Raw genomic sequence first — 20546 nt, forward strand, 5'->3', positions numbered from 1 at the left:
TGGGACGGTCGACGGCCTGAACGGTGAGCGCGTTTGCTCATCAGCTCGGTGTCAGACAAATGTTGCTGTCTTCAGAGCGGAAGCGAATCTCCGTTCATGCTGTCGAGGAAAGTAGCCAACTAACGTTTGGTAGTTTGATGCGCAAAAACTCGGCGTGCTATGCGTGTTATCCACTATCAACGCGCTTCGCTGCCTCTCAACCCGGTGGAACAACACCTTGAAATCAAGTGCAACGATGGTGTCATTAACTGCCGTCCAGACGCGTCACGCGTGGCCATTCATGCCGAACTGGCCGGACATCTCGCATCGTCCGTCAAACTGTCCCACTGTACGGAACACGAATGAAGCAGAATTGACGGTTCTAGGTGGCAGTAGGTAGTCTCCAAAAAGCTGCCAGCCGCCGGAGAAATCGTTGCCGTTTTGTAGCGCACCTTAGTTTCGGTCCGCACGCACGAAGCAAGTGCCAACAGGGTGAAACTCGTTAGAATTGCTGATTCTTTGAAACGTCGTCCGGAGCACGATCTGCGCTGGACTGACTGTTTCAATAGTTATATCGGACGTCGAAGGCCTGCGGAAGCGACCGTTGGATGCTTGTGTTAACTAGTGAGGAAGAGAACCGATGAACCGTGGAACCATTGCGGCTCATGCGGCGGCGCTTGCCATCGTCCAGGCTTCGTGGAATGCTGCTGCGCACCACTGGCATTCGGATAGGCTAACGGCCGTGTACGCAGACGACGCGCTATTCTTCGGCGGTAGGCCCGGACACTCGGTAGGCGCCAGTGCAATTCGTGATTATTTTGCTTCATACGAAGGCGTGATCAAGTCGGCCAGGATGGAGCTTGTGGAGCAGCACTTCATCTGCCTTGCTGAGGAATGCTTCCTCGCACAAGGGTTTGGCGAATTCTCGTTCGCGCTGACTGGCGACCGGCAGTCGCGCTCTCGACTACGCACGACGCTCGTCATCGCGCGGCAACGAGACCAATGGAAGATCCGTCAGCACCATTTTTCGGCCTCGCCGGAAGTGCCGCCCATCTGAGTGCGGGGACGGGGTCGTTTTACTTCTCCCGTCCCCGCAAGAGCTGCCGGGCATGCCTAGACGATGGCGATTGAGGAACACCACGGCGCGTTTTTCAAGTCATTTCGCAACCTGCCTTCGGCGAACATAGTGCTCGAGTCGGCTTAAAGAAGTAAAGGTCGAATGCAAGCTTAGGACGCGCGAACGTGACGCGTGAGGAACTGCACCGCGGCCGTGCCGAACATGTCGTTGCGGTCGCCGGCCACCATATGACCGGCCTGCGCAACATTCGCGTATTCGGCATGTGGACAGAGCTCGAGGAACTCACGCGCACCGGCCTCGCTGACAACGTCCGAACTGCCGCCGCGCACGAGCAGCGTTGGCTGTACGAGGCTGCGAGCACAGGCGCAAAGGCGCGCGTGGCGCCCCCGCAGATCAGGTGACGCCGCGATGAAAAGTGGATCCCAATGCCAGCGGTAGCGGCCGTCGTCGCCGAGCCGTACGTTCTTCGCAAGGCCGTCAAGACTGCGCGGTCGCGACTGCGAGGGGCGATAGCGGCCGATCGCATCGGCTACTTCGTCAAGCGATCCGAAGCCGTCGGGGTTCTGCCCCATGAATGCGCGAATGCGCTCGACGCCGGCCGGTTCCGTGTAAGGCACGATGTCGACGAGGATCAGAGCGCTCGCGTCCGTCTGTTGCTCGCCGATGGAAAGGAGACTCGTGGCGCCGCCCAACGACGCACCGATGAGCGCAGGCCGGCGGCCGCCGAATGCCGCGAGCACGCAGCGAAGATCAGTGGCCAGCGCGTCGAGGCTGTAGTCGCCGTCGTCGCTCCAGTCGGAGTCGCCATGCCCACGCGCATCGTAAGCCAACGCGAAATAGCCGGCGTCACCCAGCCGCTCGCCCGTCCCTCCCCATGCGTGACGCGTCTGGCCGCCGCCGTGCAGCATGACGACGAGCGGCCCCTCGGGGCTGCCCCAGGTGTCGCCGGCTAGCCGGACACCGCCCGAACCCTGCCACATGTGCATGGGTGTTGGGGTGTTAGGAAGGCGGTCAGCTGCTCTCATCGGGGGCCTCAGTTTTGTTGGGGGCGCGCACAAGGATCTTGGGGCGGCGCGTGAAACGTCAGCTTCGAAATTTCACCGATAGGCCGCACGGTGTCAATGCTCCCCGGCACAGGGTTCCGTACAGTGATCGGTTAGCTATGCCACGCGGGAAAAATACGGTACCCTTCCAAATAATAGTTAGGTTATTGATTGCACTGCCGTCGGCGTGCGAAAGACAGGACAGCGCAAAGCTGATAAACACAAATGCGGAAGCGAAATGTAAATCCCAGTGCGGATACCCGGGAAACCCTACTTAGGCTGGCGGCGCGATCGTTTGCAACGCAGGGGTATGTGGCGACCACCATGCGCTCTATCGCGGACCAGGCGGGCATCGAAGCCGCGAGCATCTACTACCACTTTACTTCGAAGGAGGATCTGGTTGCTGTCGTGATGGAGCACGGCGCGGAAAGTATCGTGCGGCACATCAGGGAGCATTTGGATGCGCTGCCGGCCAATTCAACTGCCAAAGACCGCTTCAGGGCAGCACTCGTTGGGCAAATGAGCGCGCTGATCAAGTATGGCGACTATGCCCTCGCGCACGGCCGGCTACTGACCCAGTTGCCGGACAAGGTGCGCGAGCTCCAGATCAAGCGGCGTGAGGGTCATCAGCGGATGTGGACGACTGTCTTCAAGGATCTGCGCGAGGAAGGTTATCTTCGGGAAGACATCGATATCGCGCTGTGCCGCGTCTTTGTACTCGGCTATATCAATTCGGTCCAGACTTGGTTCGATCCGAAGAAGGGATCGATCGAGAGGATCGTGGATCAGTTCATCACGATGTTCTTCGAGGGCGCGCAGCCAGCGGCCAAGCCGGGGCGCAGCAGCGGCAAGACGGTGCTGGCCGCTTCGTCTTGACCGGGGGTCGCCTCACCGGTATGCCAGCGTGCAACAAGCCTGTTCGCAAGCTCAACCGGCAGAGCCCGGTCCCGCCCCTCGCGGTAGTTTCCGTCCTGGTAGCAGGGCGCTCTCTACTTTAGCCCGACAGGATGCAGCGATCGCGCCGGATGGCAGATCCCGCCATACTGGTGGGTCGGGGCTGCAAAACTGGGGCCAGTAGCCGCATAAATCAATACAGAGGCTGCCAGGCGGCGTCTGTAGGGCGTCATGCCTCCCTAGGAACCCGAAAACCGAGATTCGGTTTGGCGCGTTGCGGTCTTGTGCACAATTTCACCGTAGCAGTCGCTCACCATGCCTGCGGCCTCGACGAGTGTCATTATATGTTAGTTATCCTATTTATCACGGGAGAGAAAAGACGGATAAAGGGGGGCGTCGCTAGATGCCGCGGTTCGTCCAGGTCGCGGGGCCGTAGCACGTACCTTTCGCAATATTGACCATCGCGCTTGTGAAGCCGTTGCGCATGTCTGGAGGTGAGGCCGTACAAACCGAGTGCCACCGGTGCGCTAAGCAAGGCATGGCCAGGCCACGTGACGGCGACGTATGCGATGGCCCCGCCAATCACTGGGCAGCATCGCTGCAGGCAGGATGCTACATCTGGCTTCTTAATTCGATAACTCCCTCACCTCAACGGCTTTCCCCTCGCAGTTGGTGTATACCCCCAATGACAGCGTCGCGGTCGATCGACTAATCTAACTACTAATCGTTAGGTGCGGAACTAACGGTTGAGAGATAACTCATCAAAAGGTTGAGATAGTCATGACGACGCAGATGAAGCCCATACGATCCTTCCTCTTTGTTCCGGGAAACAAGCCGACCTGGATCGAGAAGTCCACTAACTCAAAAGCCGATGCGCTGATCCTGGACTTGGAGGACAGCGTGCCAGCCGCCCAGAAAGTGGAAGCGCGTGAGATTGTTAGGTCGAAGTTGACATGGCTGGCGAAGCAAGATCAGCGTATTTGGGTACGCATTAACCGCAGCGCGCACTTATACGACTTCGAGGACATCTTGGCCATCGTAGGCCTTGCGGTCGAGGGCATCGTGATCTCCAAACCTTGCGGTCCCGAAGACATCCATACCGTCTCGTCGATGCTGGCCGAGGCCGAGTTTCGCGCAGGCGTCGAGGTCGGCCACACCAAGGTTATTCCGCTGCTGGAGACTGCTCGCTCGCTGCAGCTGGCATATGAAATCGCCCAGCACGAGCGCGTGCCAGCCATCGTAGGCGCCACGGCCAAGAACGCCGACGTGGCCCGTGCGCTCAAGACGGTCTGGTCGCTGGATGGTCGCGAAACCCAGTACCTCAAGTCGCGCATCGTCATGGCCGCGCGCGCCGCGGGCAAACTACCCATCGGTGGCGTCTGGCAGCAGGTGCATGACCTCGACGGGCTCAAAGTTTCGTCGGCGAACGATCGCCAGCTGGGCATGAGTGGAGAACTGGTGCTGCACCCTTCCAACGTCGACATCGTCAACCGGACCTATAGCCCCACTGAGGAAGAAGTCGCGTTCTACCAGGGAATGATTGACGCGTTGGACAAGGCCCAGGCCGAGGGCCGCGCTTCGTGCATCTACGATGGCGAGCACATCGACATTGCCCATGCCAAGACTGCGCGCGAAATCATTGAACTCGCGCAGTCGTTCAATAACTGATTGCGATCCAAGCCCAGTGTCCTGAGTTGGAAATTCGCATCCAGATTCGCATGATGTTAGGCGCGGTTGCGTCGTAGGGTTGCTTTCAGTTTTCGTCACGCAGAAAGGCGGACTCCTTGGGGCGAGGCAGCGCAAGGGACGAATAGAACAGAGCTGGCATCGATTCAAAGGGAATGGCATTGAAGGAGGTGAAGATGAATATCTCAGAAAGGTCATTGCGTTTGCAGGTCGAGAGATGGCTTGTGCCAGCTCCTTCGACACCGGTTCGCGTGACCCAATTCAGTCGCATGCGATCGAATCAGAGGCGCTTTGTACGTGTCGAGGTACTGCGTCCTGCCGGCTTGGCCGGAATGTTTTTTTTCCGGCACGACGACGGGACATGGTGCGTGTTCCCGCCTGCGACCGAACGCTTAGCGATGCGCGCTTACTAGAGTGCAGTGTAAATGGCTTCCCGGAGTAGCGGCGACTACCCGAAAGCTAAAAAGCTGGATGGATCAACGAATTTCGAACTCGCAACACTAGGAGACACACAAAGTGGCAGGCCTCTATTTCGAAGAATTCGAGCCCGGCATGGTGATCGAGCATCTCATCCGCCGCACCGTGACCGAGACCGACAATATCCTTTTCTCGGCTATGACCTACAACTGCGCACCGCTGCATATCGACGCGGAGTACAGCAAGAACACCATCTACGGCCAGCGTCTGGTCAACAGTATGTTCCTGCTTGCGCTGGTGGCTGGCATCACAGTGTACGAAACCACGCTGGGTACCACGCTGGGCAATCTGGGTTTTGGCGAAATCGCTTTCCCGAAGCCTACTTTCCACGGCGACACCATCCGTGTCGAGACCGAGATCGTCGAGACGCGGCTGTCCAAGAGCCGTAACGACTCGGGCATCGTTACTTTCAAGCACGTTGCCAGGAACCAGCGAGATGAGATCGTTTGCACTGCTGTGCGCACCGGGCTGATGCTGCTGCGTCCCGCCGACAAGTCCTGATTTTCCCACCTGCAGGAAGCCTTAAGCCATGGACTACCAACTCAGCTCCGATCATATTGCCATTGTCGATGCAGCGGAAAAAATCTGCGCGGACTTCCCGCTTGAATACTGGCGCAAGAAAGATAAGAATCACGAGTTTCCGCACGAGTTCTTCGAAGCTGTTGCGAGCGGCGGGTGGCTCGGCATTTGCAGCCCCGAAGATGTGGGGGGCGCAAATCTGGGTGTGACTGAGGCGGCGCTGTTCATGCGCACGGTGGCCGAGTGCGGCGGACAGGCTGCAGCCTCCACCATTCACATGAACATATTCGGGTTGCAGCCAGTTGTGCATTTCGGCACGGATGCGCAGAAGAAGGCTTGGCTGCCGGGCTTCGCACGCGGAGAGAATAAGGCCTGTTTCGCGGTCACCGAGCCGGACACCGGCCTGGACACCACCAAGCTCAAGGTCGTGGCAAAGAAGCAGCCGGATGGCAATTACCTGATCTCGGGCAAGAAAGTCTGGATATCCACCGCGCAGGTCGCCGACCATATGCTCATCCTCGCGCGCACCACGCCGATCGAGGAGGTCAAGAAGCACAGCGAAGGGCTTAGCCTCTTCTACACGAAGCTCGACCGCGACTACGTCGACATTCGGGAGATCGACAAGCTGGGCCGTGCTGCGGTCGACACCAACGAACTCTTCATTGACAACCTGCCGGTGTCGAAAGACTCGCTGATTGGAGAGGAGGGCAAGGGTCTGAGCTACATATTCCACGGCATGAACGCCGAGCGCGTTCTCGTCGCCGCCGAGCAGGTTGGCATGGGCCGCGCCGTGCTTAAGCTCGCAACACAATATGCCAAGGATCGGGTGGTGTTCGGCCGACAGATCGGCCAGAATCAGGGTGTCCAGCATCCGCTGGCCCGCAACTGGGCTGAGCTGGAAGCGGCAAACCACATGATCCTCGCGGCTGCGGATCTTTACGACAAGGGTCTTCCCTGCGGTCCGGAGGCGAATGCGGCGAAACTGCTGGCATCTGAGGCTTGCATGCAGGCGTGCCAAACAGCGATCCTCACGCATGGCGGATACGGCTTCGCCAAGGAATATCACGTGGAACGGTTCATGAGAGAAGCCTGGATCGGCTACATCGCACCCGTCACCCCGCAGCTTATCCTTTCGAACATCGCTGAGCGCAAGCTTGGATTGCCGAAGTCCTACTGAGCCCGGCATTTCGCCGTCATTCCCTGTTTGGGAAGTTCGGATATCGAATTAGGGCAGGAACGCCTGATAATGAAGTGCAGGCACATGTCAATGAAATAGTTGATACCTGTCCGGTTTTCCATGCGGAAACCTGTCTGCGAGCGCTGTTTGGCGCATCCAAATCAGGCGCTAGCCGTAAATAGGTTTCAGGAGACAAGCATGACAACTACAAAACCCTTGGAAGGTGTTCGCGTCCTCGATCTGACTGTGGCGTTGTCCGGCCCATACGGATCGCTATTGCTGGGCGGTCTAGGCGCCGACGTTATTCATGTCGAGGCGCCAGGCGGGGGCGATATCGCGCGCAACAACCCACCCTACGTGGGCAAGGAGGGCCTCCACTTCGGTAACAGGCGCGGGGACGAGGTGTCGTTGACTATCCTCAACCGTGCGCGCAACAAGAAAAGCATTACGCTCGATCTGAAGTCCGAGCAGGGCCGAGCGCTGTTTATGGACCTGGCCAAGGAATGCGACGTGGTCATCGAAAATGCGAGCGAGGGCGTCACGGCGCGCCTCGGCGTGGACTATGAGAGCGTGCGCAAGGCCAACCCGAAGATCATCTATGCGTCGATAAAGGCCTTTGGTGAGCCCAGCCCTTATCCCAATCTCAAGGGCATGGACATCATCGTGCAGGCGTTGTCGGGCATCATGGACGTGACCGGCTTTGCCGATGGTCCGCCCACTCGCTCGGGCCTGCCGATGGCTGACCTGATAGCACCGCTGTACGCCGTTAATGGCGTCCTCGCTGCGTTGATCCATTGCGGCAGAACGGGCGAGGGGCAATTGGTGCAGGTTTCCATGCTCGACTGTCTATCCTCGATGGTCGCCGAGGAACATTTCGACGTATTTATCAAGGAGGGATACCCCAAGCGCTCGGGAAACTTCCACGATCGCCTGGTTCCCTTCGGCGTATATCGCACGCGCGACGGCTTCGTGGCCATGGTGGCGTTCCAACCCGACTGGTTCCTGAGCCTCTTGGAAGCGGTGGGCAAGCCCGAAATGGCCAAGGATCCACGCTATGCCACGCGCGGTCCGCGAATGAAGCATGCGGCCACGTTGAACGCCCTGATTGAGGAGTGGACGAAGCAGCGCAGTACGGAAGAAGTCATCCATGAACTGCAGGTAAAGCGCGGCGTGCCCGCAGCTCCCGTGCGCTCGCCGCTCGAAGTGCTGAAGGATCCGGTGCTGCAGGAGCGGGGTGCTGTCGTGAGGCTAGAGCATCCTGGCCTGGCTGACGTCGATGCCATGGGCATGGGTCTGCCTATCAAGTTCTCGAAGACGCCGGTGCAGTTCGACCAGCCCGCACAGGAACTCGGAGCGTCCAACGACGAAATCTATCGTGGCCTGCTCAGGCTACCGGACGATCGCTTGCAGGAATTGCGCGACCAGGGAGTGATATAAGTATGTCTGTCGGTCCATCCCGCTGTGGTCCGCTCGCGGGCATCAAGGTGGTCGAGATCGCGGGCATCGGCCCCGGGCCGCTGGCCGCCATGTTCCTGGCGGACCTTGGCGCAACCGTCATCCGCGTGGACCGCAAGGAGCCGTCAGGCCTGGGCGCCCCGCGCCCCGCGCAGTTCGACCTGGGGCTGCGCAACCGCAAATCGTTCCGCGTGGATCTGAAAGACCCAAGCGCCGTCGACATGGTGATGGAGCTGATCGCCCAAGCCGACGCGCTGATTGAAGGCTTCCGCCCCGGCGTGATGGAGCGGCTGGGTCTTGGGCCCGATACGTGTCTCGGGCGCAATCCGCGCTTAGTCTATGGCCGCGTGACCGGGTGGGGTCAGGACGGCCCGCTTTCACAGGTAGCTGGGCACGATCTGAACTACATCTCCATTACCGGCGCCCTGCATGCCATGGGCCGCATGGGCCAGGCACCCACGCCACCGCTCAACGTGCTGGGCGACTATGCCGGCGGTTCGTTGTATCTCGCGTTTGGCCTACTAGCGGGCATTCTGGAAACACGCGGGTCCGGCAAGGGACAGGTGGTAGATGCCGCTATGGTGGACGGCGTGGCCTCCATCATGACGGTGACAATGGGTCTGCATGCGGCGGGCATGCTCAGCAAGGAACGCGGCACCAACCTTCTCGACACCGGGGCACATTTCTACGAGGTCTACGAGTGCGCTGACGGCAAGTACGTCAGCGTGGGTCCCATCGAGAGCAAATTCTACCAACTGTTGCTGGAAAAGCTCGAATTGAAGGATCACCCGCTGCTGCAAATACAGATGGATCGATCCCAGTGGCCCGAGGCCAAACAGGTGCTGGCTGCAAAATTCAAGGAACGCACGCGCGACGAGTGGGCGCGTCAGCTAGGTGAGCTGGACGTGTGCGTAGCGCCCGTGCTCGACTTTGACGAGGCGCCAACTCACCCGCACATCAAGGCACGGGGCACTTTCCTCGATCTGGACGGCGTGACCCACCCCGCGCCCGGCCCGCGCTTTTCACGCACGGCCGCCGCTCGGCCAGAGCCGCCCGCGGCACTTAGCACAGCCAATGCCATCGCCGCGTTACAGGAGTGGCTGCCCGACGAGCGTATTCAGGCTTGGCGCGCGCGTAACACCTTCATCTAAGGCGGCAGACATGAATGTGCGAGGCGCGCTTTCGCAAGCGCAGGCGCCATGGACACCAGAACAGGCGAGGAGTTGTCTGAAATGCATCCCAAGCTCTCGGTATCGCCCCGCTGGATCGCCCGACAGCGGGGCGCTGCGCCTTCCGCACCTACCGGAGCAGGCGCTGGATGCCAACGCGCTCCGCGGCAACGTGGGCATGGTGCGCCGGATGGCGTCGTGGTCCGTCGTCACGGTGCTGACGGCATTGGAACCATAAGCGCTTGTGGAGCGGGCGGCTTCATCTCATCCTTCCTGCTTGCTGCTTATGCCCATGGCGTGCCATCACGCGCTTGGGGGCACTGGCCGGGCGGTAAATCTCGACGCGCGATCGCCAATCGCGGAACGGACGAAGAATGAATCGACCCGTCACGAACACGGATTTTTGCGGCGGGTGACCCAAGATGCAGCCTCCTACGCCGCGTGGGCCAAGGGAGTGCTGCCACACACAGAAACGAGGAGGCGAGCATCATGACGTTGCTTATCGACCACCCTGCACCGCACGTGCGTCGCATTACGCTGAACCGCCCAGAACGCATGAATGCGCTAGACGGGCCGACCTTGCAAGCCCTCAACGATGCGGTGCGCGGCTGCGCAGCGACCGGAGACGAAGTCAAAGTGCTCGTGATCCGTGGCAACGGCCGCGCCTTCTGCGCGGGCAATGACCTCAAATGGCTCGCGAACGGTGTGTTGGCCGACCGTGCAGCCCATATGCACCATCAAGATCTGATGCAGGACACCTTTGACCTCCTGGAGTCCGCGCCGCAGATCGTGCTGGGCAGCGTCAACGGCTTCGCCTTGGCGGGTGGCTTCGAGCTAGCCTTGGCCTGCGATCTGATGATCGCCGATGACGCAGCGCAGCTTGGCGACGAGCACATCCGCCGTAATCTGCTGCCGAGCGGCGGCAGCTCCCAGCGTCTGCCGCGCAGGCTGGGCCTGCAGCGCGCCATGTATTACCTCGTCACGGGCAGGCGCATGACGGGCCGCGAGGCAGCAGAGATGGGCTTGGCTGTGCAGGCTGTTCCCTCCATCCAGTTGGAGTCTGCCACGCTGGAATTGGCGCAGGAAATCGCTCGTGCCGACGCGCTGGCCCTAGCTTCCATGAAGCAGATGGCGAGGCGCAGTATGGAGTTACCGCTGTCCGACGGACTGCGCTACGAGCGCTGGATGCAGCACCGCTACCGCACGCAGTCGCCATCGCTGGACGCGGGAGTGCATGGCTTTGCCGAGACTACCGGTAGCTGAGATTGAGCGGTTGCGCCCAGCGGTGTGTTCGCTGAGTGAAGTGGTTACGCTCAGGGCCTTCGGTCGAACGAAATTCCGACGAGTAAAAGGCGACCCACATTGGGGACAGCCACGACCAATACAGGCAACAGGCTCGTTGAGTACGTTATGTCATGGACGCTGGTGGCCCGCAAGACGAGGACCCGCTGGCGCATCCGGTAACCTCCGGTGACCCCGAAGATCGCGGGCGCTAACGTAAAGAAGGGCTTCTCTCAGGACTGGACGGCCGGTGAAAACAGGCCCGATTGGACCTTCGTTTTTCCTACGTCAGAGTGAACTCTCGAAATTCGCGAGTTGCACTTGCAGTAACGCTGCGGTTTCTTTGAGGGCGGGCGCAATACGCTCGCGCTCAGACTGGAGATTGAGGTCAACATCCGCTTTGCCACAACTCATTCCAATGAGAATGCCTTGACGGTTGATCCGTATCGGGAGCGCCACGCCGACAGTGTCGCGTTGGAATCCACCCAGCACTGCGCAGGTGCCTGTGAATTCCAGTTCCTTGAACGAGGCGCGTATAGAGTGCTCCAATTCGTCGCCTTGTGGACCGGCGCGGCGCTTGTGTTCTTCGATCAATATCTGCTGTTCATTTTGAGGCAGTCCCCAGAGGTATGCTCTGCCAATGGATGTTGTACTCATGGGTAGTACTGAACCGACACCAAGTCGCAGCGTGGCAACCCTTCGACTAACCCGGTAACCGACGTAAAGCATGTCGATGCCATCCTGGATCCCAAGCGCCACTGAAACATCGAGCCGGTCGGCTAGTTCTTGCAAAAGAGGCTGCGCTGCTTGTAGTAATTCGTTTGTAGCAAGGTACGCATGACCTATTCCCAGTGCGCCTATGGACAGCTCAAACGCTCGTCCACCCGGGACCATGCGCAAGAACCCAACGTGTAGCAATGTAGAGGTCAATCTTGAGACAGTGGCTTTCGAAAGTCCTGTGCGCCTGACGAGCTCCGCATTGGTCAGCGGTGTACGGTTCGACCGAAAAGCACGCAAGACTTCCAGTCCACGCTCCACGGTCATCAGCATCGACTTATCGGATTCATGGCCCTTGGACGAGTTCATGACGGTGTCCTCGAAAGCTGGATTTCTTGGGCCATGCGTACCAAGGCCGGGCCAAGTTCGCGCTCGGTCTTCGTGCGACCGATAAGCATTGAGGGCCACATACAGCTCACGGCCAACGGGGCTTCGCCGGGCAGTCGAATTGGGGCGGCCACCATTGTCATGGGTCGACCTGATTGTCCCAGCGCTACGCAAAACCCACCTTCTCGCACTTGCCCGATGGCCTCACTGTGGCGATGGACAAGGTGGCCCCATTTTTCACTCCAGTCACAAGAGGGCTGAAGTGATGCGATTTGCAGCAGATAATCCCGCTCGCTGTCGGGCAGGCTGGCCAGTAGCGCCCAGCCCGGCGCGGTTGAGGCGAGCCCCATTCTGGTTCCGATTGCGGGCTGCAGTGATGCGGGAATTGTGCTTGCACAGCAACTATCGATTATGACCAGATCCAATCGGTTGCGAGCACATAGATGAACGTGAACCTGGTGACGGTCGGCAAATAGACGCATGCGTTGGTGGGCCGCTTCGCGGATTTCGATATCGGCCGCCGCCCGGTAACCCAACGCCAGCGCCGAAGGGCCCAAGCGGAATCGGCGCTTGCCGACATCGCAGCACAAATAGCCTAACGCTACCAAGGTGCGAGTCAAGCGCGTTACGGTCGACGCTGGGATGTGCGCTCGTATGGAAAGGTCGCTGTTACAAAGCCAGTGATCTTCTGGAGTGAACGCGGCCAGGATCGCCAAAGCGCGCGCGAAGGGAGCAACGACCGGGCGGGATTCGGTAGCCCGCGGTGGGGGTGCTGCGCTTACGTCAGGAGAAAATGAACAATACATGCCGTTGCCTTCCCAAGAACGTCAGCCAAACTAACGGTAATTAGAATTAGAAGGCAGAAGCATTTCGAAGTCGATTGGGGTTTACTCCTTTCTGGCAGTCCTCAAACCCTTAAGGTGCAGAACCCGCGTCGCTTCACTGCTCGCTCCATGCTTCGTAAGACGGCGCCTGCGGAAACTGTTCGGGCGGGCGTTGTGGAGATGACGGACCAACTCCGCTTGTTGCGTTGCCGCACGGCGGTGGACAGACAGTGGCCACGTCGCGACATATGCAAATTGTCTCCTGCGACTGGCCTAAAGCGCAGGGCTTGCGATGCACGTGCCTATGCTAAGACAGGCTGTGCGGCCGTCAACTGTATGAGGTTGCGATGCCCGAAGACCGTGCATTGCAATAGCAGGTGAGGAAGGCCACGAGTTTGGTGGCGATTTCGCGAAAAAGGGGCAGTTGGCCAAGATGCCAACAACTCCACACCCCGCGCTAATGCTCCGCCGGGCGTACCGACCTGGTTGATCCGAGCTCGTGCGTGCTTCCCAGCGTTGTTCACATGTGCGAGCTACACGAAGGGGAGAGCTGCGGTCACATGCTCGCAGGGAGCGCGTCGATGCCTTCGGGCGAGAGCGATCGCGTTCAGGTGCGAGCAGACGTAGCTGCGAGCATTTTGGTGGGGAGCGCTCAAGCCGATTCAATGCGGTCAGCTATTGCACCTCGCGGATCATGTTGCGGGCAATGACCAACTGCTGGATCTGCGTCGTGCCCTCGTAAATGCGGAACAATCGAACGTCCCGGTAGAAGCGCTCGATGCCGTACTCCGCCATATAGCCAGCGCCGCCGAAGATCTGCACCGCGCGGTCGGCCACGCGGCCGCACATCTCGGAGGCAAACAGCTTGGCGCACGAAGCTTCAGTGCTCACAGGCAGTTTGGCGTCGCGTCTGCGCGCCGCATCCACTACCATGCTACGAGCCGCGTAGATCTCGGCCTTGCTGTCGGCCAACATCGCCTGTACGAGCTGAAACTCGGCAATGGGTTTGCCGAACTGCTTGCGTTCGACTGCATACGAAAGGGCCATGGATAGCATGCGCTCAGCTACGGCAACGCAGACGGCGGCGATGTGAATGCGGCCCTTGTCGAGCACCTTCATAGCGGTCTTGAAGCCTTTCCCTTCCTCGCCGCCAATGAGGTTGGCGACGGGAACGCGTACGTTCTCGAAGATTACGTCGCAGGTGTGGGCGCCCTTTTGTCCCATTTTCTTGTCGCGCTTACCGAAACTGATTCCAGGCGTTTTGGCGTCGACGATGAAGGCCGAGATGCCGCCCGCGCCCTTGTTTTCTGGATTGGTGCGCGCCATCAGCGTAAAAATACCTGCATGCGGCGCATTGGTAATGTAGCGCTTGGTGCCATTGACTACGTAGTCGTCGCCGTCCTTGACGGCTGTCGTGCGCAGCGAAGCCGCATCGGATCCGGCCTCGGGCTCGGTCAGCGCGAAAGACGCGATCAGTTCACCCGTCGCGAGGAGCGGAAGGTACTTTTCCTGTTGCAGGGGCGTGCCGTCGAACAAGATGCCTTGGGAGCCGATGCCCACAGTGGTGCCCAGGAGGGAGCGGAACACCGGGGAGGCCCTGCAAAGCTCGAAGACGACCAGCACTTCTTCTTCCATGGTCAGCTCCAGCCCCCCGAAGCGCTCGGGAATAGTGAGGCCGAACAAGCCCATGGCCTTCATGTCCGCCACGATGTCTTCAGGGATCTCGTCCATTTCGGCGACCAGTTCTTCATTGGGCACCAGGCGTTCGCGCACAAAGCGGGCGATGGAGTCGAGCAATCCGTTGAGCGTTTCTTGATCGCGAATCATATCGGCGTGTTAGTCAGATGATGAGGATGCCTGATGCTGAGCCAGACACAGGTCTAAAGCAACGGATTTGCTCAAACTGTTCCGAAAGATGGAATTCTCCGATCTGCGTGCGACGAGCGCTTTCAGATCAGAATGATGAAGCAGTGCTTACCAAGGTACGGAACGGGGCGCGTAAAGCCGTTGACCTGGAGGCGTACGGGTTTCATTGTGGCTACTGGTTATCAAAGTTGTCATGCCCTTCATGCCCATCAATCCTGTTCACTTGCTCGCACGTCCCTTTCGGGAGATTGAGCACGCTTATTCACAACGCGATAGCCAGCTTTACGCCCTCGGCGTGGGCCTTGGAGCCGATCCGCTTGATGCGGGGCAATTGAGCTATGTCTATGAGGGAAGGGACGGTCAATTGCTGCGCGCCATGCCGACCATGGCAAACGTGCTGGCCTACCCGGGTTTCTGGGCGCGAGAGCCAGATACGGGCATAACCTGGCAAAAGCTCCTGCATGCCGAACAGGAAGTCCATATCCATGCACCGCTCCCCACCAGCGGCCACGTCAAGGGCGCGACCCGCATCACCGGACTGTGGGACAAAGGAGAGGGCAAGGGTGCTTTGTTGCAGCAGACGCGCGAAATTACTGATGCTGAAACGGGTCAGTTGCTTGCGACGGTGGTGCAACTGAGCCTGTTGCGCGGCGACGGCGGCTTTGGCGAGGGTGGCAGCGTCGGCGCGCCCCCTGCACCTCATGTCATGCCCGAGGGCGAACCTGACTACGTGTGCGAGCTGACCACGCCCGCGCAACTGGCGTTGATCTACCGATTGAGCGGCGACCTGAATCCCTTGCATGCCGACCCGTCTGTGGCGGCTTCGGCAGGCTTCGCGCGTCCCATATTGCACGGCATGGCCCTGATGGGCGTGGCCGCGCACGCCGTGCTGCGCGCGGTTCTGGCTTACGACGCCACGCATTTCATGGGCATGCGCGTGCGTTTCACGGGACCGGCCTGGCCCGGCGACACACTGCGCACAGAAATGTGGGTGCGCGGTAGCACGGTGTCGTTGCGCGTCACAGCAGTGGAGCGCGGCGTGATGGTCTTAAACAACGCGTGGGTCGACCTGACCTGAACATCAAATTTTTTAGGAGAATCAAATGGATCTGGGTTTGACCGGCAAGGTTGCCATCGTCACCGGCTCGGCACGTGGTCTGGGCGCCGCCACGGCGCGTCGGCTCGCACAGGAGGGCGCCAGAGTCGTCATCACCGACATCAACGCGGAACTCGCGGAGGCTACCGCCAAGGCTCTGCAGGACGAGGGGCTGGGCGCGCACTGTGTTGTGGGCGACATCACGCAGGCCGCCGACGTGCAGCGCCTGGTCGACGAAACCGTTGCGCATTTCGGTGGCGTGCACATTCTGGTGAACAACGCTGGAGCGCCGCGCGACAAATATCTTGTGAAGATGAGCGAAGACGATTGGGATTTCGTCATCACCGTGATGCTCAAGGGGGCATTTTTGGCTGCGAAGGCCGTCATGCCGCACTTTATCGACCAGGGCTGGGGGCGCTTGATCAACATCAGCTCGCGCGCCCACTTTGGCAACCCCACGCAGGCCAATTACTCTGCCGCAAAGGCAGGCCTGATCGGTATGGCCAAAGCGCTGGCGATGGAAGAGGGCCGCTATGGCATCACCTCGAACTGCGTGGCGCCCGGCTTCATGGAAACGGAGATGGTGCAAGCCTTGGCGACCTACGAATCGATCAAGGAGCGCGCCGTGGCCGCCCAACCCATCAAGCGCGTGGGACGTCCCGAGGACATCGCCGATGCTGTCGCCTTCTTGGCCAGCGAGCGTGCGGGCTTCATCAGCGGCGAAGTTTTACACGTAACGGGCGGCCGCTACGGCTGACTTTACGTTGGCGTCGAAGGTAAGAGTGCCAGTGCGTGACAGGCAAGCAATGGCGGCGGATTTTCCAGGAAATTCTAGAGGTATCTAAAAATGAAACGAGCAGCCATCGTCTCCCCGCTGCGCACACCCGTGGGTGCATTCGGCGGGGCATTAAAAGGGGTCCCCGTCGAGGAGTTGGGCGCTATCGTGGCGCGCGCCGTCGTGCAGCGCACAGGGCTGGACGCTGGACGGATCGACGACGTGGTCTTCGCCCAGAGCTATCCGAGCGGAGAAACACCATGTACGGGCCGATGGGTGGCGCTGCAGGCAGGCTTTCCAATCGAGGTGGCCGGGATGCAGCTTGATCGGCGCTGCGGCGGCGGCGTGCAGGCTCTGGTCACGGCAGCAATGATGGTACAGACGGGCGCGGCCGATGTGGTGATGGCCGGCGGCGTTGAGAGCATGAGTAACGTCGAGTACTACACCACCGATATGCGCTGGGGCAAGCGCGCGGGCGCCGTGAACTTCCATGATCGTCTGGACCGCGGTCGTGAACGCTCGCAACCTGAAGCGCGCTTCGGCCGCATCAGCGGCATGATCGAAACCGCCGAAACGCTGGCGCGCGAATACAACGTATCGCGTGAGGAGTCCGATCGTTTTGCGGCGCGTAGTCACCGGCGTGCCGCCGCAGCGCAAGCAGCGGGCTGGCTGGACGCGGAAATCGTTCCCGTTTCCGTACCGCAGCGCAAGGGCGACCCGGTGCTTGTGAGCAAGGATGAAGGCGTGCGAGGCGAAACGACTGCCGAAAGCCTGGCCAAGCTCAAGCCCATCATGAAGGACGGCGTAGTCACGGCAGGCAACGCCTGCCAGCAAAACGATGCCGCCGCGGCCTGCCTGATAGTGGCGGAGGACAAGCTCGAAGAGTTGGGCCTCACACCCATGGGCTGGCTGGTCGGCTGGGCCGCTGCGGGATGCGATCCTGCGCGCATGGGCATCGGCCCCGTGCCAGCCGTGCAGAAGCTGCTGGCCCGCACGGGCCTGAAGTTCGATCAGATGGACCTGATCGAACTCAACGAGGCCTTCGCCTGCCAGGCGCTGGCCTGCGTCAAGGGCTGGGGCAATTCCATGGAGGCGCTGGAGGACAGGCTCAACGTCAACGGCTCGGGCATCTCGCTCGGCCACCCCGTGGGCGCAACGGGTGTTCGCATTATGAGCACGCTGCTGTACGAAATGCAGCGCCGGAAGGCCCGCTACGGCTTGGAGACGATGTGCATCGGCGGCGGCCAAGGCATCGCCATGATTTTGGAACGCGCATAAGGCAGGAGACAGATCATGAGCAACCCTGAACCCAGCAATGTTTGGCGACCTGGCCAGCGTGAGCTGCAAAACTCCGGCATCGTAAAGTTGATGAGCGCGCTTGACGTGCCCTCTTACGAAGAACTGATGCGCGTCTCGATTACCGAGCCCGAGCGCTACTGGAACACTGTGATGCGCGAATGCGCCATCGCTTGGGATGAACCGCCGACGGGCTATGCGGACCTATCGCGCGGCCCGCAGTTTCCGAGTTGGTTCCCCAATGGCAGACTCAACTGGGTCAACACCATCTATGCGTGGGCTCACAATCCCATCACCGCGCAGCAAAAGGCGGTGGTGGCTGAGCGAGAGGACGGCAGCGTCAACTCGCTGACCTATGAAGAGCTGGCGCAGCGCGTGAGGGACTTTGCGGCGGGCCTAATGCAGAACGGCCTCAAACAGGGAGACCGCATAGGCCTGTTGATGGAAAACGGCGTCGAGGCGACCATCTCGCTCCTGGCCATAGTGCATCTGGGCGCGCTGGTCGTACCATTGTTCAGCGGTTTTGGCGTCGACGCGATCGTGGCCCGCTTGGCGGCCGCCGAGGCGCGCATGGTCATCGCCTCCACAGGTTTTTCGCGCCGCACGAAGCGCGTCGACGTGCAGGGCGCCCTGCGCGACGCGTGGAGCCATTTGCCGCTGCTTGAGCATGTGATATGGAAGCGGGCCGATGGCGAAACCGCCCAGGATGCGCGTGATCTGGACTGGCACGATACCGCTGCCATGGCACGCGGGAATGGCGAGCCGCCGGTGTCCGTCACTCCCGACACGCCCTTCATGGTGATCTACACCTCTGGCACGACGGGCAAACCCAAAGGTGTGGTGCATACGCACGGCAGCTTTCCGATCAAGATCGCGCACGACTCACTCGTTCACTTCGATGTGCATCCTGGCGACGTGTACTGTTGGCCCGCCGACATGGGCTGGATCGCGGGCACCCTGGTGCTGGGCTGCGCGCTGCTACGCGGCGCCACGCTTGTATGCTACGACGGGGCGCCGGATTATCCCGACTGGTCGCGCATGTCCCAGGTGGTGGAGCGCCACAAGGTCACGCATTTCGGTTCTGCCCCCACGTTGATTCGGGGTATGGCCAGTCACGAGGAACTCGCGCTCAAGGGCCATCGCTCTACCGTGCGCGTGCTTATAACGGCAGGCGAAGGCATTGCCCCTGAGCATTTCAACTGGTTTCTGCAGCGCTTCGGCGACGGCACAGCGCCTGTCATCAATTACACGGGTGGCACCGAGGCCTCTGGCGCGCTGCTGGCCAGCGTGCCCATCCTCCCGATTCCACCCAGTGGCTTCAACACCATCTCGCCCGGCGTGGCTGCGGACGTGGTCGATCTGTCGGGCCGCAGCGTTACCGGCGATGTCGGCGAGCTGGCCATCCGGGCGCCCTTCGTGGGCATGACGCAATCGTTCTGGCGCGACGACGAGCGCTATCTCGAAACTTACTGGCAGACCATTCCAGGCATCTGGGTGCACGGCGACTTGGCGCTGCGTACGCCGGATGGCAGCTATTTCATGATGGGCCGCTCCGACGACACGCTCAAGGTCGCCGGCAAGCGCTTGGGTCCGGCCGAGGTTGAGGAAGTTGTAATGGAGCTCGCCGACGTGGCCGAGGCTGCCGCCATCGGTGTCGCCGATGCCGAGAAGGGCCAGAAGCTTGTGGTCTTCGTGGTACCCAAACCCCGCGCAAAGTTGTTGGGTGCCGATCTGGCGGCGAACGTTTCCAGCCATGTGGACAAGCGTCTGGGTCGACCCTTTAGGCCCGGTCGCGTGCATGTCGTCGCGCAGTTGCCCAAGACTCGCAGCTCGAAGATTATGCGTCGCCTGATCCGCAGCGTGTACTGTGGTTTGCCGCCGGGCGATCTTTCGTCGCTCGACAATCCCGCCGCGCTCGACGAAGTGCGCGCTGTTGCGCCCACTGCCTGACCCGCAAGGCCATGAGTGCCGTCCGTCCAAACACCCGGATGCAGCCCGCGCTGCTCAATATGCATGCTTCGCTGCGGGCCGAGCCTGGGTTGACGGTGGTCACGCCGTTTGTACGCGCGCTGCTGCTGTTGTCGACCTTCGCGCCAGAGGAGCGCTGGCTCGGTAACAGCCAGCTCGCGCAGCTCACCGGACTGCCTCCTTCCACGGTGTCTCGCATCGCTCATTCGCTCGTGCACCTGGGCTACTTGCTATACGACCGCGCGGAGCGTAAGTACCGGCTCTCGCCGGCCGTGCTGGGCTTGGGCTATGCGGCGGTTGTGCATTCGGCCATACAGGGCCTTGCGAGCGAGCGTATGGCGGCCTTCGCGCGGCTTCACAAAGTTCACGTGTGCCTGGCGGTGCGCGATCGCCTTGACCTCGTCGTCCTTGAATGTCAGCGCAGCCTCCAATCGTCCGTGACACAGCCGCTGTATGTTGGCATGCGGGTAGGGATCGCGCTTTCGCCCATGGGCTGGTCGTTGCTTGCGGCTTTGCCGGAGCTAGAGCGCGGTTACTTGCTCGAGAACGTGCAGCGGCGGATGTCAGGCGACTGGGCGACGCGGCGCCACCGTGCCCTGGTTGGGATGGCGCAGGTCCGCGAGAACGGGTATTGCGCCGCCATAGGCGAATGGGAGCCTGAGCTGGGAATCCTTGCCGCGCCTGCGCTGCTGGAAGGTAATGCACCTTTTGTGCTGGTTTGCATAGGCGCCAGCCATGCCATGACGCGTGTGCGCGTGGAGCGCGAACTGGGACCACACCTGCTGGCGATGGCGCATGTGCTGCAATCGGAATTCAACACGATCAGTCACTGACATTAAGTCTGGCCGATCTACATGCG

At 60.6% G+C, this 20546-nt stretch carries 17 protein-coding genes; 13 read left to right on the forward strand and 4 right to left on the reverse strand.

The genetic code is table 11. The features are described 5' to 3' along the window. The first annotated feature begins 619 nt into the window (after positions 1 to 619). Positions 620 to 1036 carry a nuclear transport factor 2 family protein gene (locus HDG37_RS14800; RefSeq protein WP_184048664.1) on the forward strand — a complete coding sequence of 139 codons (417 nt, stop codon included), beginning with the start codon at positions 620 to 622 and terminating at the stop codon, positions 1034 to 1036. A gap of 170 nt (positions 1037 to 1206) precedes the next feature. Here HDG37_RS14800 and HDG37_RS14805 read toward each other — a convergent pair whose 3' ends face one another. Next, positions 1207 to 2082: an alpha/beta fold hydrolase gene (locus HDG37_RS14805; protein ID WP_184048667.1), complete on the reverse strand. Its 876-nt coding sequence runs from the start codon at positions 2080 to 2082 to the stop codon at positions 1207 to 1209. Positions 2083 to 2325: 243 nt separating this feature from the next. Here HDG37_RS14805 and HDG37_RS14810 point away from each other — a divergent pair, with 243 nt between their 5' ends. From HDG37_RS14810 to HDG37_RS14840, 7 genes are all read left to right on the forward strand, one after another. Beyond that, positions 2326 to 2976 carry a TetR/AcrR family transcriptional regulator gene (locus HDG37_RS14810; RefSeq protein WP_184048670.1) on the forward strand — a complete coding sequence of 217 codons (651 nt, stop codon included), beginning with the start codon at positions 2326 to 2328 and terminating at the stop codon, positions 2974 to 2976. A gap of 798 nt (positions 2977 to 3774) precedes the next feature. Further along, a complete protein-coding gene (locus HDG37_RS14815) occupies positions 3775 to 4662 on the forward strand; it encodes a CoA ester lyase (RefSeq protein WP_184048673.1) in 888 nt (295 codons plus the stop codon). A 534-nt stretch (positions 4663 to 5196) separates the two neighbouring features. Next, complete coding sequence (locus tag HDG37_RS14820) at positions 5197 to 5658, forward strand: MaoC family dehydratase (protein WP_184048676.1); 462 nt, start codon at positions 5197 to 5199, stop codon at positions 5656 to 5658. A 28-nt stretch (positions 5659 to 5686) separates the two neighbouring features. Beyond that, positions 5687 to 6853, forward strand: a complete 1167-nt coding sequence (locus HDG37_RS14825) for an acyl-CoA dehydrogenase family protein (RefSeq protein ID WP_184048678.1) — start codon at positions 5687 to 5689, stop codon at positions 6851 to 6853. Positions 6854 to 7051: 198 nt separating this feature from the next. After that, complete coding sequence (locus HDG37_RS14830; RefSeq protein WP_184048681.1) at positions 7052 to 8290, forward strand: CaiB/BaiF CoA-transferase family protein; 1239 nt, start codon at positions 7052 to 7054, stop codon at positions 8288 to 8290. A gap of 2 nt (positions 8291 to 8292) precedes the next feature. Continuing rightward, on the forward strand, positions 8293 to 9459 hold the full coding sequence (locus HDG37_RS14835; RefSeq protein ID WP_184048684.1) for a CaiB/BaiF CoA-transferase family protein: 1167 nt from the start codon (positions 8293 to 8295) through the stop codon (positions 9457 to 9459). A gap of 507 nt (positions 9460 to 9966) precedes the next feature. Beyond that, positions 9967 to 10740, forward strand: coding sequence for an enoyl-CoA hydratase/isomerase family protein (locus tag HDG37_RS14840; RefSeq protein ID WP_184048687.1), 774 nt, complete (start codon positions 9967 to 9969; stop codon positions 10738 to 10740). A gap of 306 nt (positions 10741 to 11046) precedes the next feature. Here the strand turns inward: HDG37_RS14840 and HDG37_RS14845 are convergent, their stop codons facing one another. From HDG37_RS14845 to HDG37_RS14855, 3 genes are all read right to left on the reverse strand, one after another. Next, the gene (locus HDG37_RS14845; protein ID WP_184048690.1) at positions 11047 to 11844 is read right to left on the reverse strand and encodes an IclR family transcriptional regulator; all 798 of its coding nucleotides are present in this window, start codon (positions 11842 to 11844) and stop codon (positions 11047 to 11049) included. Next, positions 11841 to 12668: an IclR family transcriptional regulator gene (locus HDG37_RS14850; protein WP_184048693.1), complete on the reverse strand. Its 828-nt coding sequence runs from the start codon at positions 12666 to 12668 to the stop codon at positions 11841 to 11843. Before HDG37_RS14850 ends, HDG37_RS14845 begins: the two co-directional genes overlap by 4 nt. Positions 12669 to 13361: 693 nt before the next feature. Next, complete coding sequence (locus HDG37_RS14855) at positions 13362 to 14513, reverse strand: acyl-CoA dehydrogenase family protein (RefSeq protein ID WP_184048696.1); 1152 nt, start codon at positions 14511 to 14513, stop codon at positions 13362 to 13364. Between the two features lie 241 nt (positions 14514 to 14754). Here HDG37_RS14855 and HDG37_RS14860 point away from each other — a divergent pair, with 241 nt between their 5' ends. From HDG37_RS14860 to HDG37_RS14880, 5 genes are all read left to right on the forward strand, one after another. Next, positions 14755 to 15630: a MaoC/PaaZ C-terminal domain-containing protein gene (locus tag HDG37_RS14860; RefSeq protein ID WP_184048834.1), complete on the forward strand. Its 876-nt coding sequence runs from the start codon at positions 14755 to 14757 to the stop codon at positions 15628 to 15630. A 25-nt stretch (positions 15631 to 15655) separates the two neighbouring features. Beyond that, positions 15656 to 16405, forward strand: a complete 750-nt coding sequence (locus HDG37_RS14865; RefSeq protein WP_184048699.1) for an SDR family NAD(P)-dependent oxidoreductase — start codon at positions 15656 to 15658, stop codon at positions 16403 to 16405. 90 nt (positions 16406 to 16495) lie between these two features. Next, positions 16496 to 17701, forward strand: a complete 1206-nt coding sequence (locus tag HDG37_RS14870) for an acetyl-CoA C-acetyltransferase (protein WP_184048702.1) — start codon at positions 16496 to 16498, stop codon at positions 17699 to 17701. Between the two features lie 15 nt (positions 17702 to 17716). Further along, the gene (locus HDG37_RS14875) at positions 17717 to 19669 is read left to right on the forward strand and encodes an AMP-binding protein (protein WP_221312014.1); all 1953 of its coding nucleotides are present in this window, start codon (positions 17717 to 17719) and stop codon (positions 19667 to 19669) included. A gap of 11 nt (positions 19670 to 19680) precedes the next feature. Next, on the forward strand, positions 19681 to 20520 hold the full coding sequence (locus HDG37_RS14880) for an IclR family transcriptional regulator (RefSeq protein ID WP_184048705.1): 840 nt from the start codon (positions 19681 to 19683) through the stop codon (positions 20518 to 20520). Positions 20521 to 20546: the final 26 nt, after the last annotated feature.

The sequence above is a fragment of the Paraburkholderia sp. MM5384-R2 genome (genome assembly GCF_014201025.1).
In the GTDB taxonomy this organism is placed as follows: Bacteria; Pseudomonadota; Gammaproteobacteria; order Burkholderiales; family Burkholderiaceae; genus Paraburkholderia; species Paraburkholderia tuberum.